General features: G+C 67.3%; 25 protein-coding genes. 20 read left to right on the forward strand and 5 right to left on the reverse strand.

The window, feature by feature from the left end; translation table 11 throughout:
* Window positions 1-81 precede the first annotated feature (81 nt).
* Window positions 82-1851, reverse strand: coding sequence for an ATP-binding protein (locus tag E0L93_RS02075; protein ID WP_132687838.1), 1770 nt, complete (start codon window positions 1849-1851; stop codon window positions 82-84).
* A gap of 194 nt (window positions 1852-2045) precedes the next feature.
* Between E0L93_RS02075 and E0L93_RS02080 the strand changes: the two genes are divergently transcribed.
* The 6 genes from E0L93_RS02080 to E0L93_RS02105 all read left to right on the forward strand — a co-directional run bounded on the left by E0L93_RS02080 (window position 2046) and on the right by E0L93_RS02105 (window position 7661).
* Complete coding sequence (locus E0L93_RS02080; RefSeq protein WP_132687841.1) at window positions 2046-2351, forward strand: hypothetical protein; 306 nt, start codon at window positions 2046-2048, stop codon at window positions 2349-2351.
* A 54-nt stretch (window positions 2352-2405) separates the two neighbouring features.
* The gene (locus E0L93_RS02085) at window positions 2406-2684 is read left to right on the forward strand and encodes a hypothetical protein (protein WP_132687844.1); all 279 of its coding nucleotides are present in this window, start codon (window positions 2406-2408) and stop codon (window positions 2682-2684) included.
* Window positions 2685-2753: 69 nt separating this feature from the next.
* Window positions 2754-3026, forward strand: coding sequence for an FmdB family zinc ribbon protein (locus E0L93_RS02090; RefSeq protein WP_132687847.1), 273 nt, complete (start codon window positions 2754-2756; stop codon window positions 3024-3026).
* A gap of 8 nt (window positions 3027-3034) precedes the next feature.
* Complete coding sequence (locus tag E0L93_RS02095; protein WP_132687850.1) at window positions 3035-3268, forward strand: hypothetical protein; 234 nt, start codon at window positions 3035-3037, stop codon at window positions 3266-3268.
* Between the two features lie 123 nt (window positions 3269-3391).
* On the forward strand, window positions 3392-4150 hold the full coding sequence (locus E0L93_RS02100) for a fumarylacetoacetate hydrolase family protein (RefSeq protein ID WP_132687853.1): 759 nt from the start codon (window positions 3392-3394) through the stop codon (window positions 4148-4150).
* A 1-nt stretch (window position 4151) separates the two neighbouring features.
* Window positions 4152-7661: a DNA polymerase III subunit alpha gene (locus E0L93_RS02105; RefSeq protein ID WP_132687855.1), complete on the forward strand. Its 3510-nt coding sequence runs from the start codon at window positions 4152-4154 to the stop codon at window positions 7659-7661.
* A 72-nt stretch (window positions 7662-7733) separates the two neighbouring features.
* Here the strand turns inward: E0L93_RS02105 and E0L93_RS02110 are convergent, their stop codons facing one another.
* Both E0L93_RS02110 and E0L93_RS02115 read right to left on the reverse strand, forming a co-directional pair.
* A complete protein-coding gene (locus E0L93_RS02110; protein ID WP_207890274.1) occupies window positions 7734-8453 on the reverse strand; it encodes a sulfotransferase-like domain-containing protein in 720 nt (239 codons plus the stop codon).
* A gap of 13 nt (window positions 8454-8466) precedes the next feature.
* Window positions 8467-9381, reverse strand: coding sequence for an aminotransferase class IV (locus tag E0L93_RS02115; RefSeq protein WP_132687861.1), 915 nt, complete (start codon window positions 9379-9381; stop codon window positions 8467-8469).
* 427 nt (window positions 9382-9808) lie between these two features.
* Here E0L93_RS02115 and E0L93_RS02120 point away from each other — a divergent pair, with 427 nt between their 5' ends.
* The 3 genes from E0L93_RS02120 to E0L93_RS02130 are packed head-to-tail and all read left to right on the forward strand — an operon-like array spanning window position 9809 to window position 13158.
* Window positions 9809-11224: an HD-GYP domain-containing protein gene (locus tag E0L93_RS02120; protein ID WP_132687863.1), complete on the forward strand. Its 1416-nt coding sequence runs from the start codon at window positions 9809-9811 to the stop codon at window positions 11222-11224.
* 59 nt (window positions 11225-11283) lie between these two features.
* Window positions 11284-11706, forward strand: a complete 423-nt coding sequence (locus tag E0L93_RS02125) for an archease (RefSeq protein WP_132687866.1) — start codon at window positions 11284-11286, stop codon at window positions 11704-11706.
* A gap of 30 nt (window positions 11707-11736) precedes the next feature.
* On the forward strand, window positions 11737-13158 hold the full coding sequence (locus E0L93_RS02130) for an RtcB family protein (RefSeq protein WP_132687901.1): 1422 nt from the start codon (window positions 11737-11739) through the stop codon (window positions 13156-13158).
* Window positions 13159-13161: 3 nt separating this feature from the next.
* Here the strand turns inward: E0L93_RS02130 and E0L93_RS02135 are convergent, their stop codons facing one another.
* Window positions 13162-15093, reverse strand: coding sequence for an amylosucrase (locus tag E0L93_RS02135; protein WP_132687869.1), 1932 nt, complete (start codon window positions 15091-15093; stop codon window positions 13162-13164).
* Between the two features lie 129 nt (window positions 15094-15222).
* Between E0L93_RS02135 and E0L93_RS02140 the strand changes: the two genes are divergently transcribed.
* From E0L93_RS02140 to E0L93_RS02175, 8 genes are all read left to right on the forward strand, one after another.
* Entirely contained in the window at window positions 15223-16287 is a 1065-nt protein-coding gene (locus E0L93_RS02140; protein ID WP_132687872.1) for a PLP-dependent aminotransferase family protein, read from the forward strand.
* A 54-nt stretch (window positions 16288-16341) separates the two neighbouring features.
* Entirely contained in the window at window positions 16342-17574 is a 1233-nt protein-coding gene (gene hisZ / locus E0L93_RS02145; RefSeq protein ID WP_132687874.1) for an ATP phosphoribosyltransferase regulatory subunit, read from the forward strand.
* Window positions 17571-18206, forward strand: coding sequence for an ATP phosphoribosyltransferase (hisG, locus tag E0L93_RS02150; protein WP_132687876.1), 636 nt, complete (start codon window positions 17571-17573; stop codon window positions 18204-18206). Before hisZ ends, hisG begins: the two co-directional genes overlap by 4 nt.
* Window positions 18203-19465: a histidinol dehydrogenase gene (gene hisD / locus E0L93_RS02155; protein ID WP_132687879.1), complete on the forward strand. Its 1263-nt coding sequence runs from the start codon at window positions 18203-18205 to the stop codon at window positions 19463-19465. The genes hisG and hisD overlap by 4 nt, the downstream gene beginning before the upstream one ends.
* 49 nt (window positions 19466-19514) lie before the next feature.
* A complete protein-coding gene (hisB, locus tag E0L93_RS02160) occupies window positions 19515-20099 on the forward strand; it encodes an imidazoleglycerol-phosphate dehydratase HisB (protein ID WP_132687881.1) in 585 nt (194 codons plus the stop codon).
* Window positions 20100-20104: 5 nt separating this feature from the next.
* The gene (gene hisH / locus E0L93_RS02165; RefSeq protein WP_165874110.1) at window positions 20105-20734 is read left to right on the forward strand and encodes an imidazole glycerol phosphate synthase subunit HisH; all 630 of its coding nucleotides are present in this window, start codon (window positions 20105-20107) and stop codon (window positions 20732-20734) included.
* The gene (locus E0L93_RS02170) at window positions 20727-21449 is read left to right on the forward strand and encodes a 1-(5-phosphoribosyl)-5-[(5-phosphoribosylamino)methylideneamino]imidazole-4-carboxamide isomerase (RefSeq protein WP_132687884.1); all 723 of its coding nucleotides are present in this window, start codon (window positions 20727-20729) and stop codon (window positions 21447-21449) included. The genes hisH and E0L93_RS02170 overlap by 8 nt, the downstream gene beginning before the upstream one ends.
* Window positions 21450-21517: 68 nt before the next feature.
* Window positions 21518-22285: a hypothetical protein gene (locus tag E0L93_RS02175; RefSeq protein WP_207890275.1), complete on the forward strand. Its 768-nt coding sequence runs from the start codon at window positions 21518-21520 to the stop codon at window positions 22283-22285.
* Here the strand turns inward: E0L93_RS02175 and E0L93_RS02180 are convergent.
* Complete coding sequence (locus E0L93_RS02180; RefSeq protein WP_132687889.1) at window positions 22282-22593, reverse strand: hypothetical protein; 312 nt, start codon at window positions 22591-22593, stop codon at window positions 22282-22284. The genes E0L93_RS02175 and E0L93_RS02180 overlap by 4 nt on opposite strands.
* Window positions 22594-22690: 97 nt before the next feature.
* Between E0L93_RS02180 and E0L93_RS02185 the strand changes: the two genes are divergently transcribed.
* The 3 genes from E0L93_RS02185 to E0L93_RS02195 all read left to right on the forward strand — a co-directional run.
* Window positions 22691-23539 (forward strand): menaquinone biosynthesis family protein, encoded by an 849-nt coding sequence (locus E0L93_RS02185; protein WP_132687892.1) that lies wholly within the window; start codon window positions 22691-22693, stop codon window positions 23537-23539.
* 73 nt (window positions 23540-23612) lie between these two features.
* On the forward strand, window positions 23613-25673 hold the full coding sequence (locus tag E0L93_RS02190; RefSeq protein WP_132687895.1) for a transglycosylase domain-containing protein: 2061 nt from the start codon (window positions 23613-23615) through the stop codon (window positions 25671-25673).
* Between the two features lie 33 nt (window positions 25674-25706).
* Window positions 25707-26014: hypothetical protein (locus E0L93_RS02195; RefSeq protein ID WP_132687898.1), on the forward strand; the 308-nt coding region annotated here is incomplete at its 3' end.

Genomic DNA, 26014 nt, shown 5'->3' on the forward strand with positions numbered 1-26014 from the left:
GGTTGCTCTAACCCACTTTCGAGTAGGAACCACACGGTGGCCGTCTTCGTCAACGGTCTTTTCTACACACTTCCTGGGACACTACCGCTGTGAGAGGAGGTCCAGGACTTCGCTCCCGTCTACACCTGCTCCAGAACAGACCTCTTCCACTGCATCCAGCGAGAAGCCTCTGGCAAAGACCGAGAGCCGGCGGAAGAGTGCGCGCTCGGGCTTCGAGAGCAGCTCGTGGCTCCATTCGAGCGTCGCGCGCATCGTCCGGTGGCGGGGATCGAGCATCCTGGCGCCGCCGGTGAGCAGCCCGAGCGAGTTTTCGAGCCTCTGAGCAACCTGCTCGACTGCCAGAGCCCCTGTCCTTGCGGCGGCCAGCTCTATGGCCAGCGGTATACCGGCAAGCTTGCGGCAAACTGCTGCTACCGCAGCGCCGTTCTCCTCGTTCAGCTCGAAGCGGGGCAGCCGCGAGCGGGCGCGCTCCACAAAGAGCCGGACCGCTTCGGTCTGCATCAACCTCTCGGCAGTGGGTTGAGCGTCTGCATCGGGCAGGGAGAGAGGAGGGACCGTCCATACCATTTCGCCGGAGACGCCCAGAGGCTCGCGGCTGGTGGCCAGGACGCGCAGCTTCGGGCAGGCCCTCAGCAGCGCGTCTGTGAGGCGAGCTGCGGCGTCTACGAGGTGCTCGCAGTTGTCGAGGATCAGGAGCAGAGACCTGCTTTTGAGGTGATCGGCGAGCGCATCTTCTGGCGGGCGGCCCGGCTGCTCGCGTACACCCAGAGCCCCGGCGACCGCCTGGGGCACCAGTGCAACCTCTGAGAGCGGGGCGAGCTCCACCAGCCATACTCCGCCGGGGTAGGCTCCCGCGAGGTCGCGGGCCACCTCCAGAGCCAGGCGGGTCTTGCCGCACCCGCCCGTGCCGGTGAGCGTCATCAGCCGGGTCATCGAGAGGGCGCGCCGGACCTCCGGTATCTCGCGCTCCCTTCCCACGAAGCTGCTCAGGGCGGCGGGCAGGTTGTGCCGGACGGAGTCTAAGGGTTTCTTCGATGGCTTATCCTCCGGGAGCGCGGGAGCTACCGGCAGCCTCCCGGCCCGGATCTCTTCGTACAGCCGCCGGGTGCTGTCCTCGGGCTCAATGCCGAACTCTTCCGAGAGCGCCTTCCGGAGCCGCCCGTACTGCCCGAGCGATTCCGCCCGCCGTCCGCTGAGGGCATACAGGCGCATCAGGCGCTCGTGCACCTCTTCCCGGGGCGGGTCCGCGACCAACACCCGCCGCAGAGCTTCGATAGCCGGCTCGTACTCCTCGCGCTGCTCGTAGAGCCCGGCCAGCTCTACCAGTAGCTCTAGGTACAGCTGCCGCAACTCCTCCCGCTTCTCCTCCGTCCACACCTCGTAGCGGTCCTCGGGCAACAGCTCTCCGGCGTACAGCTCGATGGCCGCCCGGTACGCTGCGGGTTCTCGCGTGAGGCAGGCCGTCCTCGCAGCATCTTCGAAGACCTCCACGTCCACCCAAAGCGGACCATCCGGGCATAGGGAGAGCACGCCATCCCCAAGCGTCAGTTGCCGGGAAGCCCCACCGGCCGGGTCGAGCGCCTTGCGGGCGAAGTAGAGGGTGTGGTGGAGGTTGTTGGCCTGGGACTTCTTATCCAGCTCCGGCCAGAGGAGATCCATCACCTGCTCCCGGTGCATCCTGTGTCCCCGGGCCAGCGCCAGCAGCTTGATGAGGCTCCCCGCTTTGCGCCTGCGCCACCTGATGCTCCGGGACCCCACCGATACCCGGAAGCCGCCCAGCAGCCAGATGCGGACTGTCTCGACACCGCCGCTGCCGGAACCGCCCGGCGCTAAGCTTCGATAGCGTGCCATTCCCTTCCGTTCCCTGTCGAGGAGGGAGAGAAAACCTCGTCCCCTACCCGTATAACTCAAATATATACATTTCGAGCGGCGGTGGCTCTCAACTTTGAGGCAGTTTGATCCTGCCGCCTCCGCAACTCTCTGGCGGGTATACTCTCATGTAAAATACGAGACAAGCTTTGGATACGAGCAGGGGTGGTGAGTGCATGAGCGAGCGGCGGAGAGAAGGTTTCTGGGCCAGGCTGTTCAGCGGCTACTACAGCACGGCGCGTGAGGAGCGGGTGATCGAGTACATCATCCACCGCATGAACGAGGGTGCTCGTCTGCGGGACATCGTGGGCGAAGAGTACGTCCGGCGCAACGCTTCTCCGGACGAGGTGGAGGAGATCCTGGCCAATCCCCGGCTGGTTGAGGCGGCCCGGGAGCGCCTGGAGCTGGACTTCGAGTCGGGCGAGCTGGACTGGAGACGTCGGCCGGATCCCTCTCTACAAAGCCGCCGCCGGCAAGTATAATCCCCCTGAGGGGATATGAACTTGGTGCCGGCCAGCTAGAGGAGAGGTGCTTCAGTGTCTGAGGAACGGCAAGGGGTTCTGGCCAGGTTCTGGAACCGAATCTTCAGCAGTCGCTCCAGCACGGCGCGTGAGGAGCGGGTGATCGAGTACATCATCCACCGCATGAACGAGGGCGCTCACCTGCGGGACATCGTGGGCGAGGAGTACGTCCGGCGCAACCTCTCGCAGAGCCAGATAGAGCGGGTCCTGCAGGACCCCCGGATCGTCGAGGCCGCCCGGGAGCACATGCAAGAAGAGTTCCTCTCCGGCCGGCTGGATCCCGGCAAGCGCTAGTACAGAACTTGTACCCAGTTGTATAATTAGCCGGTGCCGAAGTAACCGTTTGATCTTGCCGGAGGGGATATGCCCGTCTACGAGTACAAGTGCGACAACTGCGATTCCAGATTCGAGGTGTTGCAGAGGATCTCCGACCCGCCGCTCACGGACTGCCCGGAGTGCGAGGGCGCTCTCAGGAAGGTGCTGCATCCGGTGGGCATATCCTTCAAGGGGTCCGGGTTCTACTCCACGGACTACAAGAGCTCTTCCGCCCGGCCCTCGGCCAACGGGGAATCCGCGCCCTCCGAGAACGGAGCTTCGGAGAAGAAGAGCTCCGAGAAGGCCGCCAGCAAAGACTGAACCGCACCGTGGAGCCCGAACCCGCCAGAGACTTCGGACCCGCGGCCGGAGGGCTGGTCGCCGGCATAACCCTGGCGGTTATTCTGGCTGCGGTTGCGTTCTCGGTCTGGCTCGTGATCTACACGGCATGGGTGCACGATGCGGGTGGGGGAGCCTTCGCCCTGGCCTTCGCCGTCCTGAGCGCCAAGGCTGCCCTGAGCTGGCTCTCCTGGCACGGTGGTTCCCGCCGGAAAAGGCTGTGAAAACCCCTGCAAATCGGGGTTCAAGCTCTACTTCAACCTAATATGGACAGGCGCTCTGCGCTCCTCTTATTATGGAGCGGGAACGCACCCGGAGGATGAGCGTGAGGGAGGGCAGAGCGGCGAATGGGACTGGTCAGGTACCGGAGGGTCGGAGAGAGCGCTGCTGAGTGGGGCTGGATGGAGGGGGATGTACTCCACGAGGTGGAGGGCGATCCTCTGGCGGGGTTTGAGACCGTCTCCCGCGCGCGGGGCGACTACACGTTGCTGGCTCCGACGCTGCCGACCAAGATCGTGGCGGTGGGCCGCAACTACGCTGCACATGCGCAGGAGCTGGGCAATCCGCTCCCTGAGCGGCCGCTGCTCTTCCTGAAGCCGCCCAGCGCGGTGATCGCGGACGGGGAGGAGATCTTCTTCCCGCCTGTGGGCGAGGAGTTTCACTACGAGGCGGAGCTGGCCGTTGTGATAGGCCGGGTGGCCAGCCGGGTCTCCGAGGAGGAGGCTGCGGGGCACATCCTGGGCTACACCTGCGCCAACGACCTCACCATCCGCGATTTGCAGCGGGATGACGGCCAGTGGGCGCGCGCCAAGGGCTTCGACGGTTCGTGTCCGCTGGGGCGGGAGATCTCGCCGGAGCTCCCCGGGGATGCCCGCGTGCGCGGGTATCTCAACGGCGAGCTCGTCCAGGACGGCGAGGTCTCTGACATGGTCTTCGGGGTCGAGCGTCTGGTCTCCTACATCTCGCAGGCGATCACGCTCCTGCCCGGCGACGTGGTGTTAACCGGCACGCCGGCCGGGGTAGGGGAGCTGAGGCCGGGCGACGAGTTCCGGGTTGAGGTGACCGGTGTTTCGGAGCTTGCGAACCCGGTAGCGGGGAGGAGGTAGGATGCCGGCTACGCCGTTCGCGCACCTGCACTGTCACTCCGAGTACTCGATGCTCGACGGGGCTACCCGGATCAAGGACCTCGTCGGGTTCGCCCGGGAGCAGAACATGCCCGGTATTGCGCTCACCGACCACGGGGCGATGTACGGGGCGGTGCGCTTCTACCAGGAGGCGCAGAAGGCCGGTGTGAAGCCTCTTATGGGTTGTGAGGTCTATGTGACCGAGTGGGGCAGGCCCGCGAGCGTCAAGGACCGGACGCCTTACTACCACCTCACCCTGCTCGCCCGCACCGCCGAGGGCTACCGGAATTTGATGAAGCTCTCTACGGCCGGGTATCTGGACGGCTTCTACTACAAGCCGCGGGTAGACCGCGAGCTCTTAAGGAGGCACGGGAAGGGGATCATCTGCCTCTCCGGGTGTCTTTCGGCCGAGGTGCCCAGGCGCATCCTGGAGGGGCGGCTGGACCGTGCCCGCGAGCTGTTGCTGGAGTACCAGGAGATCTTCGACGCCGTCTTTCTGGAGATGCAGGACCACGGCATCCCGGAGCAGAAGCGCGTCAACGAGGGCCTGATCAAGCTCCACAAGGATCTCGGGCTGGAGCTGGTGGCGGCCAACGACAGCCACTACACCTCCCGCGAGGACGCGAAGATGCACGACGTGCTGCTATGCATCGGGACCGGCAAATTCCACAACGACCCGAACCGGATGAGGTTCCACAGCGACAGCTTCTACATCAAGACCGCGGACGAGATGGAGCGCGTCTTCCCCGACCACGAGAGGTTCGGCATTCTGGAGAACACGCTCAAGGTCGTTGAGATGGTGGAAGATCCCGGCATCGAGCTCGGCAAGACCCGGCTGCCGAACTTCCCCAAGCCGCCGGGCTACACTGCCGAGCAGTATCTGCGGGAGCTGTGTGAGCGGGGGCTGGCCAGGCGGTACGGCAAGATCACGCCTGAGATCCGGCAGCGGCTGGAGTTCGAGCTTGAGACCATAAACAAGATGGGCTTCGCCGACTACTTCCTCATCGTGTGGGACTTCGTCAAGTACGCCAAGGACAACAGGATCGCGGTCGGTCCGGGCCGGGGATCGGCCGCCGGCTCGATAGTGGCCTATGCGCTGGAGATAACGGATCTCGACCCGCTGCAGTACTCCCTGCTCTTCGAGCGGTTTTTGAACCCGGACCGCATCAGCATGCCGGATGTGGACATAGACTTCTCGGTTGCGGGCCGCTCGGAGGTCATGAAGTACGTGACCGAGAAGTACGGCGGTCACGAGCACGTGGCCCAGATCATCACGTTCGGGACCATCGGGGCCCGGGCCGCCATCCGGGATGCCGGGCGCGTCTTCCAGTACCCCTACAACGATACCGACCGGCTGGCGAAGCTCGTTCCGGAGAAGCCTGTGGGCACCACGCTCAGGGACGTGCTCGCCCGGGACGAGGAGACGGGGGCTTTCGTCCCGGCGGGCGATGATCATCTGGGGGCGGCGAAGGAGATGATCTCCTTCGTCTCGCGCGATGAGGAGGCGAAGAAGGTGCTTGAGACGGCCTTCGAGATCGAGGGCTACGCCCGCCACGTCGGGACCCATGCTGCGGGGGTTGTGATCTCCGAGGAGCCGCTGACGGATATCGTGCCGCTGCAGCGCGTCGCCAGGGATGAGAACGCCGTCATGGTTCAGCACCCGATGAGCGATGTGGAGGCTCTGGGGCTGCTGAAGGTAGACTTCCTGGGCCTTCGCAACCTGGACGTCATCGAGGAGACGCTGGAGATAATCCGCAAGACCCGCGGCGAGGAAGTGAACATCCGCGAGATCCCGCTCGACGACAAAAAGACCCTGGAGCTCTTCGCCCGCGGCGACACCTTCGGCGTGTTCCAGTTCGAGTCCGAGGGCATGCAGCGCATGCTGCAGGAGGTCAGGCCGGACCGCTTCGACGACCTGGTCGCGCTCAACGCTCTGTACCGGCCCGGTCCGATGGAGCACATACCGAACTTCAAGCGCGGCAAGCAGGACCCGGAGAGCGTGGAGTACCTGGACCCGCGCCTGAAACCCATCCTGGAGCCCACCTACGGGGTTGCGGCCTACCAGGAGCAGCTGATGGAGATCTCCAAGGCTTTAGGCAACTTCACACCCGGCGAGGCAGATACGCTGCGCAAGGCCATCGGCAAGAAGAAGAAGGATCTGATGGCCACCCTCAAGGACAAGTTCATCCAGGGCTGCCGCGAGAGCGACGTGAGGGAAGAGGTCGCCGAGGAGCTGTGGGCCTGGATGGAGGCGGCGGGGGGATACTCGTTCAACAAGAGCCACAGCGCCTGCTACTCGTTTCTGGCCTTCCAGACGGCTTACCTGAAGGCTCACTACCCACGGGAATACATGGCGGCCTTGATGAGCAGCGTCATGAACACCAAGGACCGGGTGCCGCAGTACGTGGCCGAGGCGCGGTCGATGGGGATAGAGGTGCTGCCGCCCGACGTGAACGAGAGCGGCAAGCGCTTCACGGTGGTCGGGGAGACGATCAGGTTCGGTCTCGCGGCGGTCAAGAACGTGGGCGAAGGCTGTGTGGAGGCCGTGATCGAGGCTCGCAAAGAGGGCGGTCCTTTTGAGGACATCTTCGACTTCTGCGAGCGGGTGGACCCCAAAACCTACAACAAGCGGGTGTTGGAGTCGCTGATCAAGTGCGGAGCCTTCGACTCCACCGGACACTCGCGGGCCGCCATGCTGGCGGTGCATGCCGAAGCCGTAGACCGGGTGAGCAAGAGCCGAAAGGTGGCGAGCGAGGATCAGTTCTCTATGTTTGAGGAGGCCGAGATCGCGGCCCCCAGGCCCGGTATCCCGCCCGTCGAGGACGACCCCCGCCAGCGGCTGGAGTGGGAGAAGGAGACGCTGGGGCTCTACGTCACCGGTCACCCGCTCAGGCCCGTCATGGCCAAGCTCAGAAAGCACGCCGAAGTCTCCATCTCAGACCTGGAGGCCGCCGACGGGCGGGCGGTCCGGGTCGCCGGGCTGGCCACCGGCGTCCGCACCGGCGCCACGCGCAAGGGCGACATGATGGCCACCCTCCAGCTCGATGATACGCGCGGGCTGGCGGAGGTGCTGGTCTTCCCCCGCGTCTACAAGCGGTGCGCGGGCGCCATCCGGGAAGATGCGGTCCTGAAAGTGCAGGGGCGTGTAGAGCGCAGGGAGGGGGTCCCGCGCATAATCGCGATGGAGGTCGAGGAGCTGAACCTGACGCCCGGACCGGACCCGGTCTACCTGGCGCTGGAGGACTTCGTGGGATTGCCGCGCTCCAGAGCGCAAGAGGCCATATCCATCATCAAGAAGTACCCCGGCGAGAGTCCGCTCATCCTCTCCTCACGCGATGGACTAGATCTGCGCGAGAGGCTCGCTTTCAGGGTGAACGACTGCTCGGACCTGCACGCAGAGCTCAAACAGCTCCTGGGCGCGCGGTGCATCTCCAACCTGGGTTGGGAGGCGAAGGAGAGCGCACCGGAAGCCCCGGTAGAGCAGGTCTCGTAGCAGTCCATACTCCGGCGGGCGGGTTTGAACCTGTCCGGTTTGGCGAGCCGGGCCCGTTGGGCCGGTAGCGGTCTACTCTCCGGCCGGGATCGCGTACCGGTGCAGCTGTCCGTAGAGGGGACGGCACTCCTCCAGGAGTGGCTTCAGGCGTTCGGGGAAGGGATCTGTCTTGGGCCGGTACTCCCCGAAGGTGGTGGAGCGGTGTACGTTGTGGTACCAGTGCTTCGCCCAGATCCCGTCCTCGGGTTTGGGGCCGGAGGGCCAGCTCAGCATCGCTTCCTCGAACGGCAGGCCGAGCTTCGCGCAGGCGCGGCGCAGCACTCCTGCCGGGTCCAGCAGCACCTCACGCGCGTCGAGCACCACGGGTTCTGCGCCGCGCTTTAGCAGCGCCTCCAGGATCTCGACCTGCTCCCGCAGGCCGGTGTCGCGCAGGGAAGGAGCCGGGATCTGGTTGGCGAGCGACGGCAGCATCTCGCGCGGGTCCCGGATCAAGAGCAGGTTCGTGATCTCGCGCAGGAAGCTCCGGTCCAGGCCGGCCAGATGGTGCGCCATGTTCTTGAAGAAGTGTACCGGCCGCTCGCAGGGACCCAGCATCACCTCCCGCACCACCCGCTCTCCGTCGCAGTCCATGTGCTCCATGACCTCCCGGGCTCCGGGGTGGTCGGCGCCCGTGACCTTCAGGTAGTGGCCGTAGAGCGGCTCGTCTACCACCAGCGTGTCGGAGCGTTGCCTGAAGGAGTACATGAGGGCCGTGGAGACGTTGCGCGGCCCGGACCACATCGAGAGCTTCATGCACCCGGGCATCTCAGCTTCCTGCGGCTTCGGCGACGGCCTGCTTGTACAATCCGCTCAAACGGCGGGTCAGCTCGCCGGGCCGGCCGTTCCCTATGGTGCGTCCGTCAACTTCGACCACCGGCGTGAGACCCCCGAAGGTGCCCGTGACGAAGGCTTCCTCGGAGCCGTACACCTCGGTGAGCGAGAAGGGGCGCTCGAAGACCGGGATGCCGCCGGCCTTGCAGAGCTCGATCACCACCCGGCGGGTGATCCCGTTCAGGCAGTAGTGAGCGGTAGAGGTCCACACCTCGCCGCGCCGCACGATGAAGAAGTTGGTGGAGTTGCAGGTTGCGACCGCGCCGTCCGGGTCCAGCATCAGCGCCTCGTCCGCTCCGGCCCGGATCGCTTGCACCAGCGCGATCACCTCGTGCAGCTTGCTGTGGCAGTTGAGCCTCTGATCCAGCGTGTCCGGCGGCGGGCGCCGCACGGTGGAGGTGAAGAGCCGGATGCCCTCCTGCTTTATCTCCGGGTCGGGCATCTTGTGCTCGGCTATGATGACGATGTTCGGGCCGCCGGTCGTGAGCCGCGGGTCCTGAGAAGGCGTCTTTTTGTCGCCGCGCGTGACCATCAGGCGTACGTGCACGCCGCTCTCCATGCCGTTGCGCCGGACCGTCTCGTAGAGAGCCCCGGTGAGCTCCTCGCGCGTCATCCCGACGTCCAGGTCTATGGCCTTCGCCCCCTCGTAGAGCCGGTCCAGGTGGTAGTCGAGGAACGCGAACCTGCCGTCGTGCAGCCGGATACCCTCCCAGACTCCGTCCCCGACGAGGTAGCCGGAATCGAAGACGGAGATCTTCGCCTCGTCCCGGTGGTAGAACTCGCCGTTTATGTACACGAGTACGTTCTCGTTGCGCTCATCCGGGAGCGCCTCGTGCGTTCCCCGCTGCATCCGCCTCCTTCCTCTCGCTGCTGCCGGACAGTAAACCACGAATCTCCCTTTCAATTTAGGATTTCAGGTTACATAATGATGGAAAGCCGGGAGACGGTATAGAGTGCAGTTGAGGGAGGGCCAGCGAAGCGGGGGCGATCGTCTCGCGCAGAGCTGGTCCCGATGTTTTTGGGAGGGGGTGAGACGGATGCGGTTCGGTTCCAGAAGAGCCTGGTAGTTCGACTGCGTACGGCGCTGTCCGGCAGAGCTATGAGGATGAAAGGGGGTGCGAGATGCGGTTCGGTTCCAGAAGAGCCTGGTAGGGGCTGAGAAATACCCGCCAGAATTGGTTTAATGATCGCCGGCTTCTTGTGCCGGGGTGTGGTGCTGCTGTACACTTGACATATGAGGCCGGGATGGGCAGCGGATAATACACCGGGACGGAAAGTTGTCTAGCCCGCCGCGCACCGGGGCTGCCCGGCGGTATATATACAATCTCACGGCGCTGGCACTGGCCGCACTGGCCGGGTGGTTGTACCTGTACGGCATCTCCTTCGACTGGCTCGCCCTCGGGGTCGCGGGCGTGCTGGCGCTGGCGTGCGCCGTCTCCCGCCGTTTTCCGGTCAGCTTCGGCAGGGTTACGATCGAGGCCGTCGACGTTGCGATCCTGGCTGCGCTCGTGCTGCTGGGCCCCCTCTGGGCGATCCTGGTGGCCGTGCCCTCCATGTTCTACCGGGAGAAGCTGCGCGCGGTATTCACGGCCGCCACCCTCGTTCTACAGATCCTGGCCGCGGGGCTCGCTTTCGGGGCGTTTGCAGAGCCTCTGCTCTCTGCTTCCCGGTTCGATGTAGGTTTTGTAGCCGGGGTTGTGGGGGGTGGTTTCGCATTCTACGCGCTGGACTACCTTGTCAGCACGGTTCTTCTGCGCGTTAAGTACGGGGCCTCCCCGGTTCAGACGCTGCGGGAGTCTATTCTGCCGCCCGTACCCTCGGACGTTGCGGCCGTTCTGACGGCTCTGGGCGTCGCTTACGCTATGGTGGCCTTCGGTCCGGCGGCGGGACTGGTGCTGTTCGCGGGTTCTGTGGGGGCGGTGACCTCCCTGCATATGATCTGGAAGTGGCGGAACGAGAACCGGACGCTGCGGGAAGAGATCTCGCACCTTGAGGATGAACGGGCGCGGCTGGAGGAGGTTCTGCGCTCCTCGCACCTCGAGTTCGCGGCGCGCATCGTCCAGAGCCTCGGGCGCAAGGATGGCTATACGGCGTCTCACGCTGCGGCCCGTTCCGTCTACGCGGCGGATATGGCGCGGGAGCTGGGGCTTGGGGCGGACCGGGTACGGCAGGTGGAGGCCGCTGCCCTGCTACAGGATGTGGGGATGGTGAGCGTGCCGGACGAGGTGCTCTTAAGCCCTCCGGAGCGGTTGAACTCTCTGGGGCGGGAGCGTCTGCGGGAGCATCCGGTTCAAGGCGAGCGCATCCTCTCCGGAGTTCCGGAGTTTGAGGAGGCTGCGAAGTGGGTGAGATGGCACCACGAGCGGGTGGACGGGACCGGATACCCCGACCGGCTGCGCGCGGAATGGATCCCGCTCGAAGCCAGGATCCTGGCCGTGGCGGACGCTTACGTGGAGAAGATCCTGGGCGGTCCCGGCCGGCAGGCCCTCTCTGCTCTTGAGGCCCGGCGGGAACTGGCCGGGCTCGCGGACGGGGTTCTGGACCGGGATGTGGTGCGCACCTTCCTGTCGGTCCTGGACTCCCGGGGCGGGGATTACGCTGCTGCCTCGGGCGAGCGGTTCGCCTTCCCCGGCCAGACCGGGCGCTCCGCACCCGCCGCCGGGCGCTCCGGGCATCTCCGGGTTGTCGGTTAGAGCCGCGCCGCTTTCGCTCCTTGAACCGGTGTTATACTCGCCCGTAGAGGTGAGGGTGCTTGAGGGTCAGGATGCTGGATCACACGGCGGACGTGGGCTTCGAGCTGGAGGCTCCGACGCTTGAGGCCCTCTTCGATGCCGCCCGGGAAGGTCTGCTGGAGATTCTCATGCAGCGTCCGCCGCGCTCCGGTAGTGAGGAACGGGTGGTGGAGCTCTCTGCCCGGGATCTGGAGGCGCTGATGGTGCGCTGGATCAACGAGCTGGTTTATCTCGTGCAGACCGCCGGGTTCGTCCCGGCCCGGGCGGATATAACCGTCTCCGGGCAGGGGGGGAAGCGATCGCTGCGGGCGCGGCTTGCCGGCGAGCCGCTCGACCCTGAGGCCCACGGCTGGTTGGGCGAGGTCAAGAGCGCGACCTTCCACGGTTTATGCGTGGAGGCCGGGGACGGCGGCTGGCGGGCCCGCGTGATACTGGACGTCTAACGAAGGGGAGCCTTGCACATGGGTGTGACGATGAACTTCGAGCAGGTGTCCGGGTACAAGTATCGTATACCGCGCACGGGCAAGATGCGGACAGACGCCGTATTCTACGCCTCGGAGGAGATACTCAAGGACCTGGCGGCCGAGAACTACGCTTCGCTGAGGCAGATCTGCAACGTGGCCACGCTGACCGGAATCGTGGAGCCCGCCCTGACCATGCCGGACATCCACTGGGGTTACGGGTTCCCGATCGGCGGGGTGGCTGCGTTCGACCCGGATGAGGGCGGTGTGGTAAGCCCCGGCGGTGTCGGCTTCGACATCAACTGCGGCGTCAGGCTGCTAACGGCGCCCCTCGGCCGGGAGGATATCGCCCGGCGCAGCAAGGAGCTGGCCGACGCGCTGTACGGAGCCGTGCCCTCCGGGGTGGGCTCCGTGCGCAAGGACGTGCGCTTCGGCCGCAAAGACCTGCGGCAGATAATGGAGCGCGGCCCCGAGTGGCTGGTAGGGCGCGGCTACGGGCGGGAAGAGGATCTGGAGTACATCGAGTCCCGCGGGCGGCTCCCGGACGCCGATCCGGACCACGTCTCCGACAGGGCCTACGAGCGGGGACTCAAGCAGCTCGGGACGCTGGGCTCCGGGAACCACTTCCTGGAGGTGCAGTATGTGGATGAGATCTACGACGAGGAGGCGGCCGGGGCCTACGGGCTCTCCGAGGGCCAGGTCACGGTCCTGATCCACACCGGCTCCCGCGGGCTCGGCCACCAGGTCTGCCAGGAGTATGTGGAGCTCTTTCTTGAGGCCGCTCCGGAGTACGGAATCGAGCTGGTGGACCGCCAGCTCGCCGCCGCCCCCATAGAGAGCCCGGAGGGCCGGGCGTATCTGGGAGCAATGTCCGCGGCGGCCAACTTCGCGTTCGCCAACCGCCAGCTCATAACGCACTTCACGCGCGAGGCGTTCGAGAGCGCCGGGCTCGGCGACGGATTGCGGGTGCTCTACGACCTGGCGCACAACAACGCGAAGTTCGAGGAGCACGGCGGCCGGAAGGTGCTGGTGCACCGCAAGGGGGCCACGCGGGCGTTCGGTCCCGGCAACCCGGAGGTCCCGGCGCGCTACCGCTCCGCGGGCCAGCCGGTGCTGGTCCCGGGAGACATGGGGCGCTACTCGTTCGTGCTCGCCGGGACGGAGGGCTCCATGCGGGAGACGTTCGGCTCCAGCGCGCACGGGGCCGGGCGCAAGCTGAGCCGCAAGAAGGCCAAGAAGGCGGCGAAGGGCCGCAACATCATCCGGGAGATGGAGCGGCTCGGCATCCTGGTGCGGGCCGCCAGCCGGGCCACGGTGGACGAGGAGATGTCCGAAGCGTACAAGGATGCCGCCGGGGTGGTCGAGGCGACGCACGCGGCCGGGATCGGGAGGAAGGTCGCCCGCCTGCGGCCCCTGATCGTGGTTAAGGGGTAGGGCCTACAGGTCCGTGATCCAGACGCTCTGGTAAGGCCCCAGCCGGAAGGTGTCTCCGGACGCTTCCGGCGGCCGCAGCTCTATGCGGTCAAATGGGGTGCGGATGCCGAACCGGCGCGCGAGGCCATCTCCGAAGCTCTGGGGCGCCTCGGTGAAGTTGTGTACCGCGAGCAGCGTTCCCAGGGGGTGGGGGCGGGTGTAGGCGAAGAGGTGCGGGTTGCCTGAGTCGACCACCCGCGCCGGGGTGGCGGCGTGCAGGTGCGGCGTGCGCTTGCGGGCCTCGATCAACCGCCGGATGCCGCCGAAGAGGCGCTGCTCCACGCTGCCGGGGGCGTTGCGGCGCTCCGCCTTCTCCCAGTCCATGAACGGTCGGTGCATCCAGCGGTTGTCGCCGCGGTGCTTGTAGGTGTAGTCGTTCAAAAGGCCGATCTCGTCTCCCATGTAGATCAGCGGTATGCCGTCGTAGCCGAAGATCAGGGCGTACCCGAGCAGGATGCGCCGGAGGCTCATCTCCAGCAGCAGGGGATCTTCCGTCTCGAGCGCGAGCTCCAGCCCGTTCAGGCTGGCGAGCGTGCCGCTGATCCTGCGGTCTGCCGTCTCCGGGTCGGGCTGGAAGACCGCCCCGCGGGCGTGGCTGCCCGGGAACCGGCCGGAGTAGTAGTCGCTCAAAAACGAGCGGTGTGCGAATCCATCCAGACCGACTGCCGCGGCATCCTCCTCGGTTATTGCCCAGCCGATGTCGTCGTGGCAGCGGAGGTAGGTCGCCCAGGCGGTGGCGGGCGGTTTTTCGGGAAACTCGCCCAAAGTATGGGTCATAAGCCGGGTGTCGCGGCTGGCCAGAGACGACCAGTAGTGCACCATCAGGCTGTTGTGGTAGGCGAGGTCCGAGACCTTGCCGTAGTGGCTGCGGGTGCCGAGGTAGTGGATCAGGTCGTCCGGCCCCACGATGGCCTCGGCCTTGAAGATCACGGCCGGCGCTGCGATCCTCGCGCAGGCTCTAAGGGCCTGCAGCAGGGCGTGCACCTCCGGCTGGTTCTGGCAGTCCGTCCCCGGCCGCTTCCACATGAAGGCCACCGCGTCGAGGCGCAGGATCTCCACGCCCCGGTTCGCCAGCTCCAGCAGGATGTCCAGCATCTCCAGGAACACCCGCGGGTTCGCCCAGTTGAGGTCCCACTGGAAGCTGTGGAAGGTGGTCCAGACCCACTCGCCGGTCTCCTCTATGCGGGTGAAGTTACCGGGGGAGGTCTGCGGGAACACCTCGGGGAGCGTGCGCTCGTAGGCGTCCGGCAGGGTGCGATCCGGGAAGATGTAGAACATGTCCCGGTACTCCTCCTCTCCCCGCCGGGCCCGTACCGCCCACTCGTGCTCGGCGGCGCAGTGGTTGAGCACCAGGTCGGTGCACGCGCTGATGCCCCGCTCTCGGAAGCGGCGGCACAGGCGCTCCAGGTCGTCAAGCGTCCCGAGGCGGGGTTCTACCGCCCGGTAGTCCGCGACGGCATAACCACCGTCGTTCTCGCCGGGGCGCGTCTTCAGGAGCGGCATCAGGTGGACGTAGCTGATCCCCAGCTCCTCCAGGTAGGCCAGGCGTTCCTCCACGCCGCGCAGATCGCCGGCGAAGCGGTCCACGTAGAAGACGTAGCCCACCTGCGTCTCCCGCTGGAACCAGTCCGGCGTCAGGGTGCGCTCCAGATCCAGGACCTTCAGCTCCTCCGGGCGGGCGGCGTACCGCCCGGCGAGCAGCCGCACCAGCTGCTCCAGTAAGGTGTCGAATGCCTCGCGCTCTCCGTAAGGCGGAATCAGGCCGTCGTAGAGATCCTGCCAGTAGCGCTCCAGGCGCAGCAGGAAGATCTGCGCGTCTCTGCGCGGCAGCTCCGCGAGTCCGGAGCGCGCGAACCCGGCGGCCCGTTCGAAGGCCGCCCGCGCCTCCGGCGTCATGTGATCTGCGTTCTGGATCTTCTCTGCGCCCTCCTCTGGGGAGGAAATTTAGCAGATCTGTTAGGATACTCGCGTGTCCCGAGCGTACCCGGAGCAGGAGAGGGGTGGCTTTTGCATTTCTGGCGCGTCATGTTAGCGGTAGTCTTCTTCATAGTTGCGGCCGGTTGTGCCGGAGATTCGCCGGAGGCGGGGGAGGATGGATCTCCGGACACCGGCACGCAGACCGTGGAGCAGCCTGCCGGAGAGCCGGAAGCCGGACCGCCCTTCGAGGCCATAACCGCTCCGCCGGGGGCCGGACCGCCGGCGGAGCGGGATCAGTACTGCCCCGGGGAGGATGCGGCGGAGGGACAGGCGGCGGGTCGGCTGGACATGTGCTCGCCGCCGGGCGGGGAGATGCTGCTGCCCGGTATCGAGGACCGCAGCGAGGGACCGCTGGGCGAGCACCGGATCGTAGCGTACTACGGTCACCCGTACTCGGATCAGATGGGGATTCTCGGGGAGCACGAGCCGGATGAGCTGGCCGAGCGGCTCCGGAGCACCGCCGAGGCCTACGCCCGGGCCGATCCCGCAACGCCCGTGATCCCGACGATAGAGCTGATCGCCTCGGTGGCGCAGCGCGACCCCGGCGAGGACGGGCTCTTCCTCTTCCGGACGCCGCCGGAGGTTATCGAGGAGTACGCGCGGCTCGCGGAGGAGAACGGGTTCTTGCTGATGCTGGACGTGCAGCTCGGGCGCAGCTCCATCGCAGAGGAGATCGAGGCCATAATGCCGTTCCTCAAGCGGCCTTACGTCCACCTGGCCATAGACACCGAGTACTCGGTCGAGGAGGGGCAGGTGCCGGGGATAAATCTCGGCACGGTGGACGGAGCGGAGGTGCAGGCGGCGATCGAGACGGTCTCCGGGCTGGTCGAGCGGGAGGGGCTGCCGCACAAGATCGTGATGGTCCACCAGTTCGAGCCCGTGATCGTTCAGAACAAGCATCTCATCCGGCCTACAGATAACGTGCAGGTGGTGCTGCACGCCGACGGCTTCGGTGCGCTGGAGGCGAAGGTGATCAAGTACGACATGCTCGTCACGCAGGAGCCGATCCAGTACGGAGGCTTCAAGGTCTTCTACCGGCAGGACACGCCGGTGATGACCCCCGAGCAGGTCTTGCGGCTCTACCCGGCTCCGGCGGTGGTTACCCACCAGTAAAACCGGCCGCATTCCCTATACGTCCGCCAGCTCCGGGTTTAAGATAGGTGCTCGATGGTTCACGAGGCGCGGCGCAAGTTCACCACCACACCCGGCACGCGGGACATCCTGCCGCCGGAGTCCACCCGGCTGCGGGCCGTACAGGCGAAAATCCGGGAGCGCTTCCGGCTGTTCGGCTTCCGGGAGGTGGTGACGCCCGTTCTGGAGTACGCGGAGGTGATCGAGGAGCCCCGGCTGCGCGACGCGGCGTTCAAGCTCTTCGACACCGACAACCAGACGCTCCTTCTGCGCCCGGAGATGACCACCCCGATAGCCCGGCTGGTCTCCCGGCGACTCAGGAACCTGCCGCCCCCCTACAAGCTCTCCTACGTGCTCCCGGCCTACCGCCGGGCCGGGGTGGGGCGGGGGCAGAACGCCGAGCTCTACCAGGCGGGGGTGGAGGTGGTCGGATCCGCCGATCCGCAGGCGGACGCGGAGGTGATCTCGCTTCTGGTGGACGTTCTGCAGAGCGCGGGGCTCGAGGATTTCGCCGTAGCGCTCGGCCAGCGGCGGTTCTACGGCGGCTACCTGAAGCGCGCGGCTCCGGAGGCGGAGGCGCGGGTCCTGCAGGCGCTCGCGGATAAGGATCTGGTGGAGGTGGACGCGCTCTCCCGCTCGCTGCCGGACGCGGCGGCCGCCGGGGTGCGCGAGATCCCGCGCCTCGTCGGTCCGGCTTCGGATGCCGCGATCCTGGAGGCGGCCGCCCGGTACGCGGTGGGGGAGGCGGAGCCCGCGCTGGAGAACCTGCGGCGCGTGCTGGAGCACCTGGAGGCACACGGCTGCCTGGAGAGGATCATCCTGGACTTCGGTCTCATCGGGCGTCTCGGGTACTATACCGGGACCGTCTTCGAAGCCTACGCCGCCGGGCTGGGCTTCACGCTGGCGGGCGGCGGGCGCTACGACGATCTCCTCTCGCGGTTCGAGCTCCCGCTTCCGGCGACGGGGTTCGCGATCTCGCTGGAGCGCCTGCTCTCCGTGCTGCCGGAACGCGGCCGGGAGCCGCTGCTGGTGCTGGCCGGCGGCGGGCTGCGCGGGACCGCTCTCGCCGGGGAGCTGCGGGGCCGGGGGGTACCCGTGCTGCACCTGGCAGAAGAGTTGGCTCCGGACCGCGCCGCGGAGTACGCCCGGTCGGTGGACGCCGGGTGGATCGCTTATCCTGCCGGAGATGAGCTGAAGCTGACCCGGACCGGCGGCGAGTTCGAGGTGGTGGACGTGGAGACGGCGGCCCGGCAGGTGCTAACAGGATGAGCGGGCTGCGGGTGGCCGTGCCCAAGGGGGCCATCTTCGAGGCCGCTCTGGCGGCGCTGGAGCGCGCCGGACTCTCCGTCGCCGGGCTGCGGGAGAACGGGCGGCGGCTAGTCCACCGCTCCGGAGACGCCGAGTTTATCATCTCGCGGCCGTCGGACGTGCCGGTCTTCGTTGAATACGGGGCGGCGGAGGTCGGGATCGTGGGCAAGGACGTGCTGGAGGAGCAGGAGCCGAACGTGATGGAGCTGCTGGACCTCGGGACCGGGGCCTGCCGGATGGTGCTGGCTGCACCCGAGGATCGGGCGGAGGAGGTGCGCGAGTCCATAGCTCACGCCGAGGTGGTGCGGGTGGCGACCAAGTTCCCCCGCACCGCCCGGCGGTACTTCGAGAGCATAGGCCGTCAGGCCGAGATTATTACGCTGCACGGCTCGATCGAGCTCGCGCCGCTCGTCGGGCTGGCCGAGTGCATCGTGGATCTGACCGCGACCGGGACAACTCTAAAAGAGAACCGCCTGGCGGTGCTGGACGAGATCTCCTCCTCCACGGCGCGCGTGATCTCCAACCGCGTGGCCTACCGGCTGCGCAACGCTGAAGTGTCCGCCCTGATAGAAGCCATGAGAGGTGAGGATTGACCCGCAAGCTGGACGCGAGAGGTATGGAGCCGGAGGCCTTCGTGCGCGAACTGCGGCCACCCGGCGGATTCTTCACCGAAGAGATCCGGAACGCAGCTCGGGAGATCGTACGGGAGGTGCGCGAGCGGGGAGATGCGGCTCTGCTGGAGTACACCGGGCGCTTCGACGGCGTCCGGCCAGACCCGCTGCGGGTCCCGCTGGAGGAGATAGACCGGGCGGTAACCGGACTGCTCCCGGACCTCCGGGAGTCCTTCCGCGTTGCCATAGAGAACGTGCGCCGCTTCCACGAGGCGGAGCTGGACGAGTCCTGGAGCATCTCGCGTAACGGCGCCACGGTCGGGCAGAGGGTGCGGCCGCTGGACCGCGTTGGGCTCTACGTCCCCGGCGGCCACGGGGCGTATCCGAGCACCCTGATCATGTCCGCGGTCCCGGCTCAGGTCGCCGGGGTGAGGGAGATAGCGGTCTGCTCTCCGCCGGACCGGGACGGCAGGGTGAGCGAGGCCGTCCTGGCCGTCGCCGGGCTGCTGGGGCTGGACGAGGTATACGCTGTGGGCGGGGCGCAGGCCGTGGCGGCGCTGGCGTACGGCACGGAGTCCATCCCGGCGGTACGCAAGATCTCAGGTCCGGGTAACGACTACGTTACGGCCGCCAAGCTGGAGGTCTTCGGCACCGTCGGGATAGACGCCCCCCAGGGACCGAGCGAGGTGGTCGTGATCGCGGACGAGGCGGCCTCCCCGGAGCGCGTGGCGTATGATCTGCTGGCCCAGGCCGAACACCTCTCCGGGGCTTCGGCGGTCCTGCTCACACCCGATGCCGGACTGATGGAGAGCGTCGGGCAGCTGCTCTCCGGCGAGCCCGCGAGACTCGTGACGCTGGTGCTGGTGCGGGACATCTCTCAGGCCGTGGAGCTCTCGAACGCCTACGCCCCGGAGCACGCGCACGTCCTCACCGGGGACGCCGCTCCCGTGACCGAAAGGCTTACGGCCGCCGGGTGCGTCATGGTCGGGGATGCAACCCCGGTCGCGCTCGGGGACTACGCGGCCGGTCCCTCCCACGCCCTGCCCACGGGCGGGACGGCGGTCTGGGCCTCGCCTTTGGGCACCCATGACTTCACCGTCCGGAGCAGCTACATCCGGTACACGCCGGAGGCCTTGCGCCGGATCGGGCCGCACGTGGCCCGGCTGGCGCGGCTCGAAGGGTTCGAGAATCACGCCCGGAGCGTGGAGGTGCGCCTGCGGGCGGGGTTTGAAGGCGGATAGAGCCGGAGGTTATGCTGTACCGGCCGAGGGAGCGACGAAGGGAGAATAGATGACGCGAAGCGCGGCGGTGCAGCGGGAGACGGGGGAGACGTTCGTCCGGGTGGAGATAGAGCTCGACGGTTCGGGGCGGGTCGAGGTCTCCACCGGGGTCGGGTTCTTCGACCACGTCCTGCACCTGCTGGCGCATCATGCGGGCTTCGATCTGGAGGCGGAGGCCCGGGGCGACACCTGGGTGGACGACCACCACACCGTGGAGGATGCCGGACTGGTTCTGGGCCGGGCTTTTGATGAGGCGCTCGGCGACCGCTCCGGGCTCGTACGCTTCGCGAGTGCGAGCGCCCCGCTCATCGAATCCCTCTCTACCGCCGTCGTGGACCTCGGCGGCCGCTCGCATCTCACCTGCAACCTCGGCCCGATGCCGGAGAAGATCGGGAGCTTCGACGTGGAGCTCTTCCCGGAGTTCCTGCGGGCCTTCACCCAGTACGGACGCTTCACCCTGCACCTCAACTGCCACTACGGGGAGAACGCCCACCACAAGGTGGAGTCGGGTGTGAAGGCGCTGGCCGTCGCCCTGCGGGAGGGCGTGTCCCTGCGCACGAGCGGGACGGCCTCGACGAAGGGGATAATAGACTAGGGCTCATGTCCGGGACCTTGCGTGTGAGCCTCGTGGACTATGGCGCAGGGAACACCCTCTCCGTGACCCGCGCTCTGAGGAAGGCGGGAGCCGACGTGGAGCTCACCCCCGACCCCGACCGCGTCGCGCGCGCCGACGCGGTGGTCCTGCCCGGCGTCGGAGCGTTCGGGGACTGCATGAGGAAGCTGCGGGAGCGGGGGATGGACGAGGCGTGCCTGGACGCCTGCCGCTCCGGAAAGCCGTTCCTGGGGGTCTGCGTGGGGCTGCAGGTGCTCTTCGAGGGCTCGGAGGAGTCTCCGGGGGTTGCGGGGCTCGGCGTTCTGCCGGGCCGGGTGGTGCGCCTCCGGGCGAAGGGCCTGAAGGTACCGCACATGGGCTGGAACCATCTGGATATCGTGCGGGAGCACCCGGTGCTCGCCGGGCTGGACGGTGAGGCCTTCTACTTCGTCCACTCCTACCACCCCGCTCCCAGGGAGGAGCGGGACCTTCTTGGCACCGCCGAGTACGGCGGACGGTTCTGCGCGGCGGCGGGCCGGGAGAACCTGGTCGCCGTCCAGTTCCACCCGGAGAAGAGCAGCCGGGCCGGGTTGAGGCTGTACGAGAACTTCCTCGACTGGGCGCGCGGCGATGGCTGATCTTACCGTCCTCCCCGCCATAGACATCCGGGGCGGGAGGTGCGTGCGGCTGGTGCAGGGAGACTTCGCCCGGCAGCGCGAGTACGGCGGGGATCCGGTGGCCCGGGCCCGGGAGTGGGAGCGGCAGGGAGCGCGGGCGATCCACGTTGTGGATCTGGACGGAGCGAAGGAGGGCTATCCGGTTCAGAGGGACGTGATCGGAGAGGTGGCGCGTTCGGTGAGCGTTCCGGTCCAGGCCGGCGGGGGCGTGCGGACGCTGGACGACCTGCGGGCGCTGCTGGACGCCGGGACCGCTCGGGTGGTGATGGGGACCGCCGCCGTGCTGGACCGCGGCCTGCGCCGGCGGGCCGTGGAGCTGGCCGGGGACGCGCTGGTTGTGGCCGTGGACGCGCGGGGCAGTGTGGTGGCCACGCACGGCTGGCAGCAGAGCAGCGGGACGGATGTGCTGGAGCTTGCGCGCGAGCTGCGGGAGGACGGCGTGGGGAGCGTGCTGTACACGGACGTGGACCGCGACGGAACGGGGGCCGGGGCGGCGCTGGAGTCCACGGCCCGGGTCGCTTCCCTCATCCCCACGATCGCCAGCGGCGGCGTGCGCAGTGCTGGAGACGTGCGCGAGCTGGCCCGCATCCCGGGCGTCGTTGGGGTGGTGGTCGGGACGGCGCTGTACGAGCGGCGCGTCACGCTCGGGGAGCTGCTGGACGCCGCGCGCGGTTAGAATTATCCTGTGCAAAAAGGGGAAGGTTTTTGCCCGGCTGGAGACCGATAGTAGACCGCCGCTCGCCCGTGCTGAAGAAGCTGAGCAGGAATATACTTCAGGACCCAGCTGCTGCCGTGGTCTGGAACGTGTTCCGCACCATAGAGCTAGCCGACCGGCTGGAGATCCTCTCCCACTCCTCCTGCATCTACCCGGAGGACGTACCCGTCGCCAAGCTGGTGGATTACGGTCCCCGCTACTACTACTGGGGCGTCTCGGGCGGCGGCGAGGTCTGGGAGCCGCTGCAGCGCGCGGGATGGGGCTACCCGCTGCGCACCCCGGAGGTCGTGATCGAGGGTGACCGCACCCTCTACTACGTGGAGCACCTCTCCACGGGGCGCATAGAGCCCTGCCCGTTCGCCGCGCGCGGCGAGTGCTTCGGCGAGGAGTGCCCGGTACTCGAGCGCATCCGGCGGAGCGAGCTGCTCCGCGAGGAGATGTTCTTCTTCGATCCCGGTTTCGTGGAGCACGCGGACTGCAATCTCTACCATCAGGTCTTCCGAGCCGTGGCCACGGCCGGCTTCCTGGCGAAGATCGTGGAGCGCCGCCCGCGCCTCGTTTTCATCCTGAACCGGGCACTGGCCGGGACCCTCGGAGAGGTCAGGACGGCCGTGGAAGAGGCGCGGAGCAGGCTCTCCTCCGATGCTGAGGTGCGGCTCACCAGCTGGCAGGATATCGGTCGGAAGGTGGAGCGGGCCATCGTACGGGGCCACCGGGACGCAACCATCCTGCACCGGCTGGAGGAGCTCTTCCTGTACCTGAACGGGCCGGAGTTCCGGCTGCCGGAGGGTGCCTAGAGCTCCAGAGCAGAGGTTCTGGGGGCTCCCTCCTCGTACTTGACGGACTGCATAGCCCGCCAGGTCAACTGCGAGAGGGCCTCCTCGGAGACGCGCCCGGCAAGATCGGGGTCTACCTCGGAGATGGCGGCCTTCGCGGCCTCCACGCCCCGGTCCAAAGATTCGTTGATCTCGAAGGCCCGCGCGGCCTGGTACCGGACCCGAACGGTCTTCGGAGACCCGCCGTCCGCCGAGTAGGTGAGCTCGTACTCCTCGGTGCGGCTCTCCAGATCTCCGATCCTGCGCGCCGTGCACTCAAGAGTGGTCATGGATGCAATCCTAGCATCCGGCCGCTTTCACGGGCAACCGCTCCTCGGGTGCGGTATCTTTTGCGGGCGGAGTGTGAATGAGAGCGGAAGGTGAGGTATGGCAGAACGCACCGACGTGCGAACCATCCGGGTAGGACACAGCCCGGATTCCGATGATGCGTTCATGTTCTACGCGCTGGCGAAGGATAAGCTGGACACCGGCAACCTGCGCTTCGAGCACGAGCTATCCGATATAGAGAGCCTGAACCGGCGGGCGATGCGGGGCGAGCTGGAGGTGACCGCCATCTCCATCCACGCCTACGCCTACCTGCACGACAGGTACGCCCTTCTGAACTCCGGCTCCTCAATGGGCGACCGCTACGGCCCCCGCATCGTCGCCCGGGAGAGCCTGGGACGCGACGGCCTGCGCGGCAGGAAGGTAGCCGTTCCCGGCGAGTGGACCACGGCATTCCTGGCGCTCAGGCTCTACCAGCCCGACGTGGAGCACGAGGTGGTGCCCTTCGATGAGATCATGGACCACGTGATCGAGGGCCGGGCCGATGCGGGGCTCCTGATCCACGAGGGCCAGATCACGCACGAAGACAAAGGGCTCGTGCTCGTCCGGGACCTGGGCGAGTGGTGGTACGGGGAGACCGGCCTGCCGCTCCCGCTCGGGGGCAACGCCGTCCGGCGCGATCTGGGCGAAGAGACCATCCGGCAGATCGCCCGGCTCCTCAGGGAGAGCATCCGCTACGCGCTGGAGAACCGCCAGGAGGCCCTCGCCTACGCTCTGGACTACGCCCGCGACCTGCCGCCCGAGCTGGCGGACAAGTTCGTCTCCATGTACGTCAACGAGTGGACGCTGGACTACGGCGAGACCGGCCGCCGGGCCGTCCGCACCCTCCTCTACCGCGGCTACGAGGCGGGTGTCATCCCGCACCGGGTGGAGGTGGAGTTCGTCGGGTAGGGCCGGATGCGCTGCGGAGGGGCCGGGCTGCGGCCCGGCTCTCCTTTTGCGATAGAATCTTCCTGCCGGGACCGTGGGTAACTTCTTTGACACCAGCGAGCGGGAGCGAGGTCCTCTCTTCTTCTTCTACGCCCTCAAGTATCTGCTGTTCGTTCTGCTCGGGGCTACTCTGGTTGCATCCCTGTTCTGGCTCGGCCTCTATCTCTACCTGAGCTACGCTTACCGTGACGGACTCGCTCAGCGCTACCCGCAGCTGCCTGAGAACTTCGCCGTCTTCGCCCGGAACGGAGAGGAGGTCGCGACCCTCCGCGCCGCCGAAGACCGGGTGACCGTCGGTCCGGAAGGGCTGGGCGAGTACCTGCCGCTGGCCGTGGTGGCCATCGAAGACCACAGGTTCTACGAGCATCCCGGAGTGGACCCCGCGGGGATAGCCCGCGCCGCCTGGACGGATCTGCGGGCCTGGGAGATCCTGGAGGGCGGCTCCACGCTCACAGAGCAGCTCGTCAAGAATACCTTCTTCCCGCCGGAGGAGCGCGACTCCGTAAGCTTCTGGCGGTGGCTCGTGCAGGCCACACTGGCCGTCGCCTACGAGCGGCATCATACAAAGGAGGAGATCCTCACCGCCTACCTGAACACAGCGTACTTCGGCCGGGGGGTCTACGGAGCCGAACGCGCCGCCGAGCGCTACTTCGGCAAGAGCGCCGCCGACCTGACCCTGCCGGAGGCCGCCACCCTCGCCGGGGTCCTGCACTCTCCCGCCAGCTACGACTCCCCGGACGAGCTGGAGGCAGCCACCGCCCGGCGCAACGAGGTTCTGGAGAGGATGCAGGAGCAGGGTATGATCTCCATGCAGCGCCTGCTGCAGGCCGAGAGCGCGCCCCTGAGGTACGCCCCGGAGGAGCGCCGGGAGAACCCGGCCGCCTCCTATGAGCCCTATCTGGACCGGGTGCGGCGGGAAGTGGAGCAGAGGCTCGGTCCGGAGGCCCTGGAACGCGGCGGCCTGCGCATCTACACCACCCTCGATACGGCCATGCAGCAGGCCGCGGTGCAGGAGACCGCCCGCCTCGAAAGCCTCCCGGACGCGCCCTCCGCTGCGCTGGTTACCGTGGAGCCGGAGACCGGCGCCATCCGGGCAGTCGCGGGTAAGAGCAGCGGCTTCAACCTGGCGCTCGACGCCCGCCGGCAGCCGGGTAGCGCCTTCAAACCGTTCGTACTGGCCGCCGCGCTGCAGCAGGGAATCTCGCCGGAGACCCTGTACGTCTCCCGGGAGCTGAGGCTCGAGCGCGAGAGCGGTACGTACTACGTCGAGAACTATGGCGGCGTCGAACGCGGCATCATCACCGTAGAAGAGGCGATGGCCGAATCCGATAACACCGTCTTCGTGCAGCTCGCGCTGGACGTGGGGCTGCGGCGTGTTGCAGAGATGGCGGAGGCGCTGGGCGTCACGAGCCCGGTAGATCCTTACCCCTCCGCGGCCATCGGCGGGCTGCGGGAGGGCGTCAGCCCGCTGGACATGGCCTCGGCCTACGCCACCTTCGCCTCCGGCGGCGTCTATCACGAGCCGTACAGCGTCGAGCGCGTGGAGCGCGAGAGCTTCGGCGAGGTCTCGGGGCTCTACACTCACCGGATCTCCGGCGAACGGGTACTCTCCGAAAACGAAGCCGCCGCTGCGACCGGGGTGCTGCGCGGCGTCGTGGAGCGCGGCACGGCCAGCCGCTACCACGACCTGGACTATGAGCTCGGGCGCCCCTCGGCCGGCAAGACCGGCACCTCGGAGGAGTACGCCGACGCCTGGTACGTCGGGTACACACCGCAGCTCTCCACCGCCGTCTGGGTCGGCTACCCGGAGGGCCGGCGTTCGATGGAGGACCTGCCGGGGCTCGGAACGGTCGGCGGGGAGACGGTGCCGCTGGACATCTGGGCCGCCTACATGGCCCGGGCCACCTTCGGCCAGCCCCCGGAGCCGTTCCCCGCACCGGATATGTCCGGGTTCGAGCGGCTGACGACCGGACACGCCGTGGATGATCCTCCCGGCATACCGGCCCGGTTCGCGCCCGACCCGCTCGAACTCCGGCAGTGGATTGATAACCTCATAGAGAACCTGCCGGTGGAGCCCCCCGCGCCCTCCGGCTGAATCTGTAACCGCTACGGAAAGGTGGGATGAGCCTTGGATCTCGACGCGCTCTTTCGCGGTTCGTTCATAAACTGGGAGGCCGTGGAGGTGTCGTGGAGCAAGAAGACCGTCTCCTCCCGACTCATGCTCTTCGCCGCCCGCGCCTACATAGCCGCCGACCCCGAGCGAGAGCCCGACCCGGTACGCCAGGCCTTCCTCAAAGAACTGCACCGGGATGTCATCCGTGCCTTCGCCACACCTCCCACCGGACCCGAAGACCCGGCCGCCGAAGCCTGGGGCGAGTTCATAGATAGAGCTCTCGCCGCCGAGCTGGAGACCATCCCCTACGGCGAGCGCCCCCC

The sequence above is a fragment of the Rubrobacter taiwanensis genome, from assembly GCF_004337705.1.
In the GTDB taxonomy this organism is placed as follows: domain Bacteria; phylum Actinomycetota; class Rubrobacteria; order Rubrobacterales; family Rubrobacteraceae; genus Rubrobacter_C; species Rubrobacter_C taiwanensis.

Coding starts and splice junctions, on each gene's coding strand:
- E0L93_RS02075 (WP_132687838.1), bottom strand. CDS start 1,851: ATGGCACGCTATCGAAGCTTAGCGCCGGGCGGTTCCGGCAGCGGCGGT.
- E0L93_RS02080 (WP_132687841.1), top strand. CDS start 2,046: ATGAGCGAGCGGCGGAGAGAAGGTTTCTGGGCCAGGCTGTTCAGCGGC.
- E0L93_RS02090 (WP_132687847.1), top strand. CDS start 2,754: ATGCCCGTCTACGAGTACAAGTGCGACAACTGCGATTCCAGATTCGAG.
- E0L93_RS02100 (WP_132687853.1), top strand. CDS start 3,392: ATGGGACTGGTCAGGTACCGGAGGGTCGGAGAGAGCGCTGCTGAGTGG.
- E0L93_RS02105 (WP_132687855.1), top strand. CDS start 4,152: ATGCCGGCTACGCCGTTCGCGCACCTGCACTGTCACTCCGAGTACTCG.
- E0L93_RS02110 (WP_207890274.1), bottom strand. CDS start 8,453: ATGAAGCTCTCGATGTGGTCCGGGCCGCGCAACGTCTCCACGGCCCTC.
- E0L93_RS02115 (WP_132687861.1), bottom strand. CDS start 9,381: ATGCAGCGGGGAACGCACGAGGCGCTCCCGGATGAGCGCAACGAGAAC.
- E0L93_RS02130 (WP_132687901.1), top strand. CDS start 11,737: ATGAACTTCGAGCAGGTGTCCGGGTACAAGTATCGTATACCGCGCACG.
- E0L93_RS02135 (WP_132687869.1), bottom strand. CDS start 15,093: ATGACGCCGGAGGCGCGGGCGGCCTTCGAACGGGCCGCCGGGTTCGCG.
- E0L93_RS02140 (WP_132687872.1), top strand. CDS start 15,223: ATGTTAGCGGTAGTCTTCTTCATAGTTGCGGCCGGTTGTGCCGGAGAT.
- hisZ (WP_132687874.1), top strand. CDS start 16,342: ATGGTTCACGAGGCGCGGCGCAAGTTCACCACCACACCCGGCACGCGG.
- hisG (WP_132687876.1), top strand. CDS start 17,571: ATGAGCGGGCTGCGGGTGGCCGTGCCCAAGGGGGCCATCTTCGAGGCC.
- hisB (WP_132687881.1), top strand. CDS start 19,515: ATGACGCGAAGCGCGGCGGTGCAGCGGGAGACGGGGGAGACGTTCGTC.
- hisH (WP_165874110.1), top strand. CDS start 20,105: ATGTCCGGGACCTTGCGTGTGAGCCTCGTGGACTATGGCGCAGGGAAC.
- E0L93_RS02170 (WP_132687884.1), top strand. CDS start 20,727: ATGGCTGATCTTACCGTCCTCCCCGCCATAGACATCCGGGGCGGGAGG.
- E0L93_RS02180 (WP_132687889.1), bottom strand. CDS start 22,593: ATGACCACTCTTGAGTGCACGGCGCGCAGGATCGGAGATCTGGAGAGC.
- E0L93_RS02185 (WP_132687892.1), top strand. CDS start 22,691: ATGGCAGAACGCACCGACGTGCGAACCATCCGGGTAGGACACAGCCCG.